The organism is Pseudomonas sp. P4_B4, from assembly GCF_056402255.1.
This window is the reverse complement of record NZ_JBFUHS010000007.1, coordinates 139,720-152,563: the sequence shown is the minus strand read 5'-3', so window position 1 is coordinate 152,563 and position 12,844 is coordinate 139,720. Positions and strand designations below refer to the sequence as shown.

11 protein-coding genes are annotated in these 12,844 nt (G+C 62.0%); 6 read left to right on the top strand and 5 right to left on the bottom strand.

Features of this window, described 5'->3' with window-relative positions; translation table 11 throughout:
- Window positions 1-141: 141 nt before the first annotated feature.
- Together aguA and AC1DVE_RS10920 are read right to left on the bottom strand one after the other, a co-directional pair.
- The gene (gene aguA, locus AC1DVE_RS10925) at window positions 142-1,248 is read right to left on the bottom strand and encodes an agmatine deiminase (RefSeq protein WP_223457435.1); all 1,107 of its coding nucleotides are present in this window, start codon (window positions 1,246-1,248) and stop codon (window positions 142-144) included.
- Between the two features lie 293 nt (window positions 1,249-1,541).
- Window positions 1,542-4,454 (bottom strand): aminotransferase, encoded by a 2,913-nt coding sequence (locus tag AC1DVE_RS10920; protein WP_477783913.1) that lies wholly within the window; start codon window positions 4,452-4,454, stop codon window positions 1,542-1,544.
- A gap of 176 nt (window positions 4,455-4,630) precedes the next feature.
- Between AC1DVE_RS10920 and rfbC the strand changes: the two genes are divergently transcribed.
- The 4 genes from rfbC (at window position 4,631) to AC1DVE_RS10900 (ending at window position 8,965) form a co-directional block, all read left to right on the top strand.
- Entirely contained in the window at window positions 4,631-5,176 is a 546-nt protein-coding gene (gene rfbC, locus AC1DVE_RS10915; protein WP_223457431.1) for a dTDP-4-dehydrorhamnose 3,5-epimerase, read from the top strand.
- A 93-nt stretch (window positions 5,177-5,269) separates the two neighbouring features.
- Window positions 5,270-7,078, top strand: a complete 1,809-nt coding sequence (locus tag AC1DVE_RS10910) for a sensor histidine kinase (RefSeq protein ID WP_223457429.1) — start codon at window positions 5,270-5,272, stop codon at window positions 7,076-7,078.
- Complete coding sequence (locus tag AC1DVE_RS10905; protein ID WP_223537347.1) at window positions 7,075-8,469, top strand: sigma-54-dependent transcriptional regulator; 1,395 nt, start codon at window positions 7,075-7,077, stop codon at window positions 8,467-8,469. Before AC1DVE_RS10910 ends, AC1DVE_RS10905 begins: the two co-directional genes overlap by 4 nt.
- A gap of 40 nt (window positions 8,470-8,509) precedes the next feature.
- Window positions 8,510-8,965, top strand: coding sequence for a YiiD C-terminal domain-containing protein (locus AC1DVE_RS10900; RefSeq protein WP_008003181.1), 456 nt, complete (start codon window positions 8,510-8,512; stop codon window positions 8,963-8,965).
- A gap of 66 nt (window positions 8,966-9,031) precedes the next feature.
- Here the strand turns inward: AC1DVE_RS10900 and cysQ are convergent, their stop codons facing one another.
- The gene (gene cysQ, locus AC1DVE_RS10895; RefSeq protein ID WP_223457420.1) at window positions 9,032-9,859 is read right to left on the bottom strand and encodes a 3'(2'),5'-bisphosphate nucleotidase CysQ; all 828 of its coding nucleotides are present in this window, start codon (window positions 9,857-9,859) and stop codon (window positions 9,032-9,034) included.
- Window positions 9,856-10,422, bottom strand: coding sequence for an ADP compounds hydrolase NudE (gene nudE, locus AC1DVE_RS10890; protein WP_046040814.1), 567 nt, complete (start codon window positions 10,420-10,422; stop codon window positions 9,856-9,858). The genes cysQ and nudE overlap by 4 nt, the downstream gene beginning before the upstream one ends.
- Window positions 10,423-10,510: 88 nt before the next feature.
- On the opposite strand from nudE, the gene yrfG reads away from it, so the two are divergent.
- Window positions 10,511-11,173 carry a GMP/IMP nucleotidase gene (yrfG, locus tag AC1DVE_RS10885; RefSeq protein WP_150755608.1) on the top strand — a complete coding sequence of 221 codons (663 nt, stop codon included), beginning with the start codon at window positions 10,511-10,513 and terminating at the stop codon, window positions 11,171-11,173.
- Between the two features lie 155 nt (window positions 11,174-11,328).
- Here yrfG and lysM read toward each other — a convergent pair whose 3' ends face one another.
- Complete coding sequence (lysM, locus tag AC1DVE_RS10880) at window positions 11,329-11,769, bottom strand: peptidoglycan-binding protein LysM (protein ID WP_223457418.1); 441 nt, start codon at window positions 11,767-11,769, stop codon at window positions 11,329-11,331.
- 128 nt (window positions 11,770-11,897) lie between these two features.
- Here lysM and AC1DVE_RS10875 point away from each other — a divergent pair, with 128 nt between their 5' ends.
- Complete coding sequence (locus AC1DVE_RS10875) at window positions 11,898-12,785, top strand: LysR family transcriptional regulator (protein WP_223457416.1); 888 nt, start codon at window positions 11,898-11,900, stop codon at window positions 12,783-12,785.
- Window positions 12,786-12,844: the final 59 nt, after the last annotated feature.

Below are 12,844 nucleotides of genomic sequence, written 5' to 3'. Positions count from 1 at the left end.
GCTGTGCCAAGGTTTCTGAAGTGTGGCCAAGTGGATACAAAAAAGCCCGCAGGCCTGTAGGGCCGCGGGCTCCGTGCAACGCTGGTGGCTGATCGACAGCCTGAGGGATTTCACAATCAACTCAAGCTGTTACGACCTCACTCACTCCTTGTGCGGCGCGGGTTGCTGCTGGGTAAGGCAGTGAATATTGCCGCCCCCCAGTAACAGTTCGCGACCAGGCACCATCACCACTTCATGCTGTGGGAACAGGTTCTGCAAGATTTCCTTTGCCGGGCCATCCTGCGGGTCGTCAAAGCTCGGCGCGATGATGCCGCCGTTGACGATCAGGAAGTTCACGTAGGAACCGGCCAGACGAACAGTAGGATTACGTTCCTGCGTACCATCGACTGGATCGACTCCGGCGCACTCTTCTTCGGTCGCAAACAGCGGACCCGGGATCGGCATCTTGTGCACCGTAAATGGGCGACCCTTGGCGTCGGTGCTGCTTTGCAGCACTTTCATCGCTGCCTGGCAGCGCGGGTAGTTCGGGTCCTGTGGATCATCGGTCCAGGCCAGAAGCACTTCACCCGGGCGCACGTAGCAGCAGAAGTTATCCACATGGCCATCGGTTTCGTCGTTGAACAAGCCATCCGGCAGCCAGATGACTTTATCCACAGCCAGGTTCGCGCTCAGGACCGCTTCGATTTCTGCGCGATTCATGTGCGGGTTGCGATTGCGGTTGAGCAGGCATTCTTCGGTGGTGATCAGGGTGCCTTCGCCGTCGACGTGAATCGAACCGCCCTCAAACACGAAGCCTTCGGTGCGGTAGCGCGGGCTGCGCTCGATCTCGAGGATCTTGCCGCCAACCTGCGAGTCACGGTTCCACGGCGAATACAGGCCGCCGTCGAAGCCGCCCCAGGCATTGAAGTCCCAGTTCACGCCACGGACTTCGCCACTGTTGTTGATGACGAAGGTCGGACCGGAGTCGCGAACCCAGGCGTCGTCGCTGGACATTTCCACCACACGAATATTCGGCACGTCCAGACGGGCACGGGCGTTTTCGTACTGGCCGGCGGAAACTGCCACGGTCACTGGCTCGAAACGGGCGATGGCCTTGGCCACTGCCACGTGGGCGGCTTGTGCCGGTTTGCCACCCAGGCGCCAGTTGTCCGGGCGCTCGGGCCAGATCATCCAGGTCTGGGTTTGGGGTGCCCATTCGGCTGGCATGTAGAAGCCGTCGGCGCGAGGGGTGCTGTTCAACGTGGTCATGGCTCAGGACTCCGGAGTGACTTTGATACCTGACAGAAATGGAAGCGCATTGGTACACGCCGTGGACTGGCCACTTTATATCCGATAAATATCGGCTTTTAAAGCACCTTACATCCACCGTTACAAAAACAGTCGATAAAAAGCCGATATCAATCGAACTAAAACCACCTCCCCTGTGGGAGCGGGCTTGCTCGCGAAAGCGGCATTCGAGGCGCAATATTTGCGTCGGATGTACCGGCCTCTTCGCGAGCAAGCCCGCTCCCACATTGGCCCGCATTTACAGAGGGAGGTGTTTACAGGCCCTCTGCGAGCACCTTCGACAGCATGTCCACGAAGAAATCCACGCTCTGGCGCGAAGTGACCATCGGCGGCTTGATCTTGAGGATGTTCAGGTAATCGCCGGTCGGCTGCATGAAGATCCCCAGCTCACGCAAGCGGTCGCACAGTGCGGTGGTTTCTTCGGTGGCCGGCTCCAGGGTTTCGCGGTTGCGGATCAGTTCGACGCCCAGGTAGAAACCGGAACCGTGCACCGCGCCCACTAACGGATGAATATCGATCAACGCTTCGAGGCGCCTCTTGAAGTGTCCGCCAACGACCTGGGCGTTCTCCCAGAGTTTTTCCTCTTGCATCACATCCAGCACGGCCATGCCGACCTGGCAGCTGACCGGGCTGCCACCGGCGGACGAGAAAAAGTAACCCTCGGCCTCCAGTGCCTCGGCGATTTCCCGGCGGGTGATGACCGCGCCCAGTGGCTGGCCGTTACCCATGCCCTTGGCCATGGTGATGATGTCCGGCACCACACCCTGCTCTTCGAAGCCCCAGAAGAAATCGCCCATGCGCCCGTAGCCCACCTGCACTTCGTCGGCGATGCACACGCCGCCCCTGGCCCGGACCATTGCATAGACTTGTTTCAAATAACCTGGTGGCAGCGAGATACCGCCGGCATTGCCGTACACCGGTTCGCAGATGAAACCGGCCAGTTGGCGATTCTGCTCGGCGATTTTCGCCAGGTTGTGTTCGACGCTGCGCACATAATCCGGCGCGCTGTCTGGGCCACGGAATTCACCGCGATAGGTGTTTGGCGCCGTCACCGGGTGCACCCAGTCCGGGCGGCTGCTCAAGGCCTTGGGGTTGTCGGCGATCGAGGTCGACACCGAATCCGCGCCCACCGTCCAGCCGTGATAGGCCTCCAGCACGCTGAGCATGTCACGGCCGCCGCTGTAGGCCCACGCCAGGCGAATCGCCAGGTCGTTGGCCTCGCTACCGCTGTTGACCAGGAACACGCGGTCCATACCGTCAGGGGACAGCTTCAGCAAACTTTCGGAGAACTCGGCCACAGCTGCGTAATTGAAGCGCGAGTTGGTGTTGAGCAATGACCACTGGCGACTGGCGACGGCGGCCATGCGTGGATGGCCGTGGCCCAATACCGCGACGTTGTTGAGCATGTCGAGGTAGGAACGGCCCTGCATGTCGATCAAATGGTTGCGCCAGCCGCGTTCGATGCGCGGCGGATCAACGTAATAGTGTTTTTGCGTGCGGGCGAAGCTGGCATCGCGCCGGGCCAGCAAGGTCGGGCCGTCGAGCTCGGCTTCGGCATCACAGGCCAGCCCGAGCAACGCAGCCGGCGATGGGCACAACGCTTGCCAGGCCGCCGCGCGCGAAGGAGTACAGAACAACGGCGCATTGATCGACGCGCCACGGCACAACTGCACGATCAAAGGCCCGCTGACCGAACCCAGTACCTGGCCTTTGACCAGGGCCGCGCCGCTGTGCAGCGACGGCGTGACGCCCCAAAGCCGCACACTCAATTGCGGACCGTCCAGTTGCAGCACGCCCGCCGATGGGTGATGCACCACCCCGGCAAACGGTGCTTCGACCGCCGTGCCCTGAGGCACACGCAACTCGACGTGCAACGGGCAAGTGTCAGGTTCAGCGGCGCTGTCCGGGCGGGTGTGGGACAGGCGGTATTGTCCATAGCGACTGGCTGCCAGGCCATGTGCCGCAGCCGCTTCATCCAGCAGGCGCTGATCGACGCCCTCCTGCTCCCAGTTCCCCGCTTCGAAATGCGGACTGAGCACGCCCTGGTCGATCAAGGCGAACTCACGCCCCACTAGGCTCGGCAACAGCGGCGCGAAGCCTTCGCTGCCGATGGTGGGCAGGTTCTGGCCGACGGCGGTGAGGATCGCCGCTTCCATCAACGCCAACGGCACCGACGTGGCCACACGGAAGATTTCCCATTCATGGACCAGATTGTCGCGGCTGTAGGCATTGCCCGGATCGATGCTGACCTGCTGTTCGCCGCTGAGCACCAACACCGCCGCGCGGGCGACGATCAACGGCCACAACGCCAGTAGTTCTTCGTGCTGCAACGGGTTGACCGCGTGATACGCCTGGATTGCCGGCAAAATGCAGAACGGATCGCCCTCGCCATGATGCAGCAGCGCGGCACAGGTCACCGACAGATCGGTAATGCGCCAGGTGCGCACCAGGTCGCCGAAATCGATCACGCCTTGCAGCTGCCAATGGCGCTGCGCATCGCGCTGCCACACCACGTTGTCGTCGGTGATGTCCATGTGGATGGCCTGCACCGGCAGTTTGTCCTGCAGTGGCTGCAGATGCCGCTCGGCTTGCCCGGACGCATCGACGATCAGTTTGCGCTGGGCTTCATCCTTGATCACCGGCAACAAATGCGCGATCAGGGCGTGAGCATGGCGGGCGTCCCATTGCAGGGTTCGCACCAGACCCGGATGGTCGAAATCCGCCAGGGCCAGGTCCATTTCACCGCACAGGCGACCGAAGCCAGACACCACCGTCGGGTTGAAATAGCCGAGGCTCGTCAGCGGCTGGCCTTCGATGTAATCGAGCAGGCGAACGTGCACTGCCTGGCCCCCCACATCCAGCGACAGCAGGTCTGCGCCGTTTTTCGCCGCGATAACACGCGGCACCTGTACATCAGGGTGTTCGCCCAGATGCTTGAGCCCGGCATGTTGTGCCTGAAGCTCCAGTACCGAGTAGTCGCCACGGCAGATTTTCAGGACGAAACGTCCCCGCTCGCTGTCGACACGGTAGTTCAGGTCTTGCTGGCTGCCAAGGGCCTGCAACTTGCCGCTGAACCCGTAATGTTCTTCCAGCAGCCCTAGCGCTTGCTCCGCAGTCACCTGCGGGCTGGGCAAACTGGCGCGATGAATCAACGTGGCGAGCGGCATACAACGACCCCTGAAATTTTATTAGGCGCCTATATCGCCACTGGTTCGGGCGATACGCAACCCCCCGGAAGCTGGTATGAGGGCATTTGTGGGAGCGGGCTTGCTCCGGTACTCGCCTCGAATGGCGCTTTGCGCAAGAATGGCGGCCATCAAACGCCTGTTACTGGAGAAACACCATGAATGTAGTGACCACCGACCTGCCCGGTGTTCTGATCCTCGAACCCAAGGTCTTTGGTGACGAACGTGGTTTCTTCTACGAGAGCTTCAACGCCAGGGCTTTCAAAGAGGCCACCGGACTGGACACTGAATTCGTTCAAGACAATCACTCCCGTTCGCAGAAGGGCGTGCTGCGCGGTCTGCATTACCAACTGGAAAATACCCAGGGAAAACTGGTTCGCGTCACGGTCGGTGAAGTGCTGGACGTCGCCGTAGACATCCGTCGCAGCTCACCGCACTTCGGTAAATGGGTCGCTGTGCGCCTGTCTGCCGACAATCATCGCCAGCTCTGGGTCCCGGAAGGTTTCGCCCACGGGTTCGTGGTGTTGAGCGAATTTGCCGAGTTCCTTTACAAAACCACCGACTACTACACGCCATCGGCCGAGCGCAGCATTCGCTGGGACGACCCGGACCTGGCCGTCGACTGGCAACTGCAAGGCACGCCGCAGCTGTCGGCGAAAGATCAGGCCGGGGTATTTTTCAAGGATGCCGACGTCTTTGCCTGATAGGCCGGCTGAAGCTCGCCGATCAAGATGCAGCTGACCCAAGGCGGGCAAGCCTAGGCATAATGCGCCTGTACCCACAGGCGCATGCTGCTCATGAAACCGACTCTCCCCTCCAGACCCCGTTGGCGCAGCCTGGCCCTGCTGGCACTGTGCCTGGCGCCGTTGCTGTGGCCGCTGGAGCATCTCGCCGAGCGTTATTATCGCAGCGAGCTGGCCAGTCAGAATCGTCAGACCCTCGACCTCTACGTCGCCAACCTCCTGGGTACCTTGCATCGCTATGAAGTGTTGCCGCAGATCCTCGGCGACCTGCCGGCCTTGCGCGCCGTGCTCGGTGCGCCGGACGATGGCGTCACCCAAGGCAACGCCAACCGCCTGCTGAAAAACATCGCCACCCAGACCGGTGCCGAAGTCATGTACCTGATGGACGTCACCGGCAAGACCCTGGCCGCCTCCAACTGGGACAAACACGACAGTTTTGTCGGGCGCAACTTTTCCTTCCGGCCGTATTTCAGCGAAGCCATGGCCGGGCGGCTCGGGCGTTTCTTTGGTTTGGGCACGACCTCCGCCAAGCGCGGTTACTTCTTCGCCGCTGGCGTGCGCGATGGCGAAAAAATCGTTGGCGTGCTGGTGGTCAAGGTCGACCTCGACCACACCGAAAGCCTGTGGGGCAAAACCCCGGAACAACTGCTGCTGACCGACCACAATGGCGTGGTCATTCTCACCTCGCGCCCGGAGTGGCGATTCCGCTCGACCCGCCCGTTGAACGAGGACGAAAGCAAAGCCATCACTGCGATCCAGCCCTATCCAACCCGCGATCCACAACCGCTGAAGCTCAACCCCAATGCCTGGCTGACTCAGACCCAGCAGATCGCCGAAACCGGCTGGGACGTCAGCATCCTCGCCCCGCGCACCTTGATCGACCGTCCGGTGCGCACGGTGGTGGCCATCGGTGGTGCAACGCTGCTGGTGTTGATGCTGTTGCTCGGCCTGATGATGCAGCGCCGTCGCCATTACCTCGAACGCATCGCTTTCGAAGCCAAGGCCCGCCTCGAGCTGGAAGGTCGGGTCGCCGAGCGCACCAGCGACCTCGAAGGCCTGAACCGGCGCCTGAAACAGGAAGTGCTGGAACGCGAACAGGCCCAGCAGGAGCTGGTACGCGCCCAGGATGATCTGGTGCAGGCCGGCAAATTGTCGGCACTGGGCACCATGTCGGCGAGCATCAGCCACGAACTCAATCAGCCGCTGGCAGCGATTCGCAGCTACGCGGAAAACGCCGAAGTATTGCTCGATCACCAGCGCACCGACGATGCCCGCGGCAACCTCAAGCTGATCAGCGAATTGACCGGTCGCATGGCCTCGATCATCGCCCACCTGCGCGCCTTTGCCCGGCGCGACCGGCATGCCCCGGAAAGCGTCGCCCTGCAACCGGCGCTGGACGATGCCCTGGCCTTGCTGGCCAAGCGTCGACGCAGCATGGAAGTCGAACTGATCCGCGACTTGCCCGCCGCCACCCTGTGGGTCGAAGCCGGGGAAACCCGCTTGCGCCAGGTACTCGGCAATCTGCTGGCCAACGCCCTGGATGCCCTGACGGAAAAAGGCCCGCCACGTAAACTCTGGCTCAGTGCCCAATCCACGGCCGATGGCGTCAACCTGTACATTCGCGACAATGGCCCCGGCTTTTGCATGGAAGCCCTTGGGCGCGCCAGCGAGCCGTTCTACACCACCAAGACCCGCACCCAGGGCCTCGGTTTGGGGCTGGCGATTTGCGAAACCCTGATGCGCGCCTTCGGCGGTGAACTGTCGTTCGCCAACCACAAGGAGGGCGGCGCCCTGATTACCCTGAAGCTGCGCGCAGGCGCACCGGGCGTGAGCCTGCAACCGTCCGAGGACCGAAGTGCATGACCATCGACAACCGCATTCAGGTCGTGTTGATCGACGACGATCCCCACTTGCGCCAGGCCTTGAGCCAGACGCTGGACCTGGCCGGCCTGAAAATCCTGCCGCTGGCCGAAGCCAAGGGCCTGGCCGCGCAACTTGAACGCGACTGGCCGGGGGTGGTGGTCAGCGACATCCGCATGCCCGGCATGGACGGTCTCGAACTGTTGACCGAACTGCATGCCCAGGACCCGGAGCTACCGGTGCTGTTGATCACCGGCCACGGCGATGTGCCACTGGCGGTGCAGGCCATGCGCGCCGGGGCCTATGACTTTCTGGAAAAACCCTTCGCCAGCGACGCCCTGCTCGACAGCGTGCGCCGCGCATTGGCCCTGCGCCGACTGGTGCTGGACAACCGCAGCCTGCGGTTGGCCTTGAGCGACCGCAACGAGCTGAGCACGCGGCTGGTTGGCCACTCACCTTCGATGCTGCGCCTGCGCGAGCAGATCGGCGCCCTGGCGGCGACCAGGGCCGACGTGCTGATCCTCGGCGAAACCGGCGCTGGCAAAGAAGTCGTGGCCCGGGCGCTGCACGATTTATCAAGCCGTCGCAACGGTCCGTTCGTGGCGATCAACGCCGGTGCCTTGGCTGAATCAGTGGTCGAAAGCGAGCTGTTCGGCCACGAGCCCGGCGCCTTCACTGGCGCGCAGAAACGCCGCATCGGCAAGTTCGAATTCGCCAATGGCGGCACGCTGTTCCTCGATGAAATCGAAAGCATGAGCCTGGATGTGCAGGTCAAATTGCTGCGCTTGCTGCAAGAGCGGGTGGTTGAACGCCTGGGCGGCAACCAACTGATCCCGCTGGACATCCGCATCATCGCCGCCACCAAGGAAGACCTGCGCCAGGCAGCGGATCAGGGGCGTTTCCGTGCCGACCTGTATTACCGTCTGAACGTCGCGCCGCTGCGGATTCCACCGCTGCGCGAACGGGGCGAAGATGCGCTGATGCTGTTCCAGCATTTTGCCGATGAAGCCAGTGCCCGCCACGGCTTGCCGCCCCATGAACTGCAACCGGGACAACGTGCCTTGCTGCTGCGCCACACCTGGCCCGGCAACGTGCGCGAGCTGCAAAATGCCGCCGAGCGTTTTGCCCTCGGGCTGGAACTGGCCCTCGACAACAGCACGCCGGAAGGCGGCGTTGGCAACAGGGTCGAAGTCGTCAGCGGCGGTTTGAGCGAGCAAGTGGAGAACTTCGAAAAAACCCTCATCGCCGCCGAACTGGCACGCTCGCACAGCTCCGTGCGCAGCGTCGCCGAAGCCCTTGGCATTCCGCGCAAGACCCTGCATGACAAACTGCGCAAGCACGGTCTGAGTTTCGCCGACAGTGGAGCCTCGGCCCACCCTGACGACCTCGACTGAGCTACCGTCCAATCATCCACTTCACGCTAGAGGCCCCTGAATGAGCCGCGACAGTCGACAACTGGAATCCGTTCTCCATCACGACATTCCCCTCACCCGGGACATGGGCCTCAAAGTGCTCGACTGGCATGACCAGCAACTGCGCCTGCACTTGCCGCTGGAAGCCAACGTCAACCACAAGAGCACCATGTTCGGCGGCAGCCTGTATTGCGGCGCGGTCCTGGCCGGTTGGGGCTGGCTGCATTTGCGCCTCAAGGAAGAAGGCATTACCGACGGGCACATCGTGATTCAGGAAGGGCAGATCAGCTATCCGCTCCCGGTGACGGGCGATGCCAACGCCATTTGCCAGGCGCCGGACCCGGTGATCTGGAAGAAATTCCTGACCACCTTCCAGCGATACAGCCGAGCGCGGTTGACGCTGCATACACGGGTCGTCAATGAAGGCCGTGATGAGGATGCGGTGAGGTTTGTCGGGCAGTACGTGTTGCACCGCTGAACTTCAGATCGGTAAGAAACCCTGTGGCTAGGGAGCTTGCTCCCTAGCCACAAAAAGGTGTGAATCTCAGGAGCGTGCCAGTTCCAACAACTTCTCCCGCCAAGCCGCCTTCGCCGGCAGCGCCAGAAAGAATGCGTTCAACAGCGACTCCCGCGCCGGATAGCTGAACGGCTCACCGCTCAACTCCAGCACTTCACCACCCGCGCCTTCCAGCACACCTTGCGCTGCCGCCGTGTCCCACTGGGAAGTCGGTGCCAGGCGCGGATAACAATCCGCCGCCCCTTCGGCCAGCAGGCAAAACTTCAGCGAACTGCCGATATTGGCCAGTTGCAGCTCGCCAAGGCTGGCGCTCAACCCGGCCAGCAAGCGCTCCTGCTCCGGGCTCGAATGGCGACGACTGGCCACCACGGTGAACGACTCGCCGGGCGCCAACGCCTCACGCACCTTGATCGCCACAGGCGTGCCACCTTTATCGCCACGCCAGGCGCCGAGTCCCGCACCACCGACGTAAAAACGCCCGTTGGTCGGCATCGACACTACACCGAACACCACCCGACCGTTTTCGATCAGAGCGATGTTGACGGTGAACTCTTCGCTGCCGTTGATGAACTCCTTGGTGCCATCCAGCGGATCGACCAGCCACCAACGCTGCCATCCGGCCCGCAGGCTTTGGGGAATGTTGGCGTCCTCTTCGGAGAGCACCGGGATGCTCGGATCGAGCGCCGTCAGCCCGGCCAGAATCAGGTGGTGCGCGGCCAGGTCGGCAGCAGTCACTGGCGAGTCATCAGCCTTCACCGTGACGGCCGTGCCTGTGCGCCAGAACGGCAGGATCGCATCACCGGCCTGCAAGGCCAGTTCAATGACCGGCGCCATCAACGGATGCGGGAAATTCATGGCTGGAACGCTCCGCGCTGAGTCAACAGGTCTCGGGCCAGGTACAGCGCCGCCAAGGCACGGCCTTCGGTAAATTGGGGGTTTTGTGCCAGCGCCGAGAGTTCACGCAGATTGACCTTGTCCACTCGCATCGGCTCTGGCTCGTCGCCTTCCAGACGCGCTTCGTAGAGGTCGGTGGCCAGCACCACTTGGATCTTCTGGCTCATGTAACCGGGGGACAGCGACAATTCGGTCAGGTGCTCCAGCTGCCGTGCGCCAAAACCGGCCTCTTCCTTGAGCTCGCGCTCGGCTGCCGCCAGCACGTCTTCACCCGGCTCGATCAACCCCTTGGGCAATGACATTTCGTATTCATCCGTGCCGCCGCAATACTCCTCGACCAGCACCGCATGCTCGGCATCGAGCATCGCCACGATCATCACCGCGCCGTACCCGGCACCCTTGCCGACCAGGCGTTCATACGTGCGCTCCACGCCGTTGGAAAAGCGCAGCTTCAGCTCTTCCACGCAGAACAATCGACTGGTGGCGACAATTTCGCGGGCGAGTATGGTGGGTTTCTGGCGCATGCAAAGCTCCTTGGCGTGAACGCGCTACTATAACGCGGCTTTCCCGATTGTTTACGCCAGAAATCTTTCTACTGCCCGAGACGCTGCCATGCCTTCATTACCCTGGTCCGACATCGATACCGTTCTGCTGGACATGGACGGCACGCTGCTGGACCTGCATTTCGACAACCACTTCTGGATGGAGCACCTGCCCCAGCGTTACGCCGAACTGCACGGGGTCAGCCGGGCCATGGCCGAGATGGAATTGCAGCCTTTGTTCGAGCGCAATGCCGGCCAGTTGCAGTGGTACTGCCTGGACTTCTGGAGCGCCGAACTGAAGCTGTCGGTACGCGACCTGAAACTGGAAACCGCGCACCTGATCGCCCTGCGCCCGGATGCCGACACCTTTCTGGCGGCGATCAAACGGGCCGGTAAGCGCGTGGTGCTGATCACCAATGCCCATCGGGATGCGCTGTCGTTGAAGCTGGAAAAAATCGAACTGGCACCCTACTTCGAGCGCTTGATCAGCTCCCATGACTACGGCTTCCCCAAGGAAAACCCGCAATTCTGGGATGCGCTGCAAGCCGATATCGATTTCGATCCGGCGCGCAGCCTGTTCATCGACGACACCTTGCCGATCCTGCGCAGCGCACGGGACTTTGGCGTAGCGCATTTACTGGCCGTGCGCGAGCCTGACAGCCGCAAGGGGCCGAAGGACACGGCGGAGTTTGCGGCGGTCGGGGATTATCGGGATTTGATTGCGGGGCTTTGAACCTGGCGCGGTCAATGTGGCGAGGGGGCTCGCCCCCGTTCGGCTGCGCAGCAGTCGCCATTCAGCTGACGCGATCTATCGGAAAGAACGCATTGGCCGAATTAGGAGTGCTTCGCACTCCAACGGGGGCAAGCCCCCTCGCCACAGGTTTGGTGTTACTCAGGAATCCGCAACGACTGCCCCGGATAGATCTTGTCCGGGTGCGACAGCATCGGTTTGTTGGCTTCAAAAATCTTGTTGTACTGGTTGGCACTGCCATACACAGCCAAGGATATGGCGCTGAGGGTGTCGCCCTTTTTCACGACCACGAAGCGCGCGGCAGCAACGACAGGCCCGGTCACGGCAATCTGATCATCCACGCTGCCAACCCCGGCGATGTTGCCCACCGCCAGCAGGATTTTTTCCTTCTCTTCCTGACTCGCCACTTCACCGGTCACCGTGACCTTGTCACCCTCGACCGTCGCCTGCACATTCGGGTTGCCCAAGCCGACCTTGCTGATGTGCGCCTTCAATTGCTCACTGGCATTGGCGTTGCCTGGCGTCAGCAAATCCAGCAGTTTTTCGCCCGCTTCCTTCACAAAGCTCAAAAGACTCATGGTGCACTCTCCTTGGGTTTCGGATTCCAGACGCCAAAGCCTAGACCACGGTCGTCACCTGCGAATCCAACCCGACCAATGACCCCGCATGCGATAGAATCCGCACCTTCCCACCCCCTGGAGCGCAGATGGACATCAAGCAGCTGAAATTCCTCATCGCGCTCGACGAAACCCGTCATTTCGGCCAGGCCGCCGCCCGCTGCCACATCACCCAGCCGACCCTGTCCATGCGCCTGCGCAGCCTCGAAGAAGAGCTCGACCTGCCACTGGTCAATCGCGGTCAGCGCTTCGAAGGCTTCACCGCGCCGGGCGAGCGGGTGCTGGCCTGGGCGCGCACCGTACTGGCGGCCTACGACGGCTTATACGCCGAGGCGGCCGCCTGTCGCGGCAATCTGGTCGGTACGTTGCGGCTGGGTATGGTGCCGCTGTCGAGCTTCGATCCGCTGCCACTGATGCAACGCTTGCACGCCGATCACCCGAACCTGCGTTTCGAACTCTCGGCCCTGAGTTCGGAGCAGATCCTCGAGCAACTGGCGAACAATCGCCTGGACCTCGGTGTTTCCTATCTGGAGCGCCTCGACACCGAACACTTCGACTCTCTGGCCTTCAGCGAAACCCGCATGGGTCTGCTCTACGATCAACGCTTCTTCACCTTTGGCGAGGCGCCGCTGAGCTGGGAATCGTTGATCGAACTGCCACTGGGCATGCTCACCAGCGGCATGCATTTTCGCCAATCCATCGACCATAACTTCCACAGCCGCGGCCTCACCCCACAACCGTTGTTGCAGACCGATGCCGTGCATCAACTGTTACAAGCCGTGCACGGCGGCCTGTGTTGCGCCGTGATGCCATTGGACGGTGGCCTCGAAGGGCTGACCGAACACTTGCGCCTGCAACCGATCGAAAACGCCCAGACCCTTGGCCGCCTGGGGCTGATCATGCGTCGCAGCGCGCCACGCTCGGCGCTTGCAGAAGCCTGTTTCGCGCTCTATCAGCAATCGCTGATCGGTGCTTGATCGACGGTATCTATCGGTAGATCAGTATTAGCGATTAGACGTGACAACTTGCCGCGCCT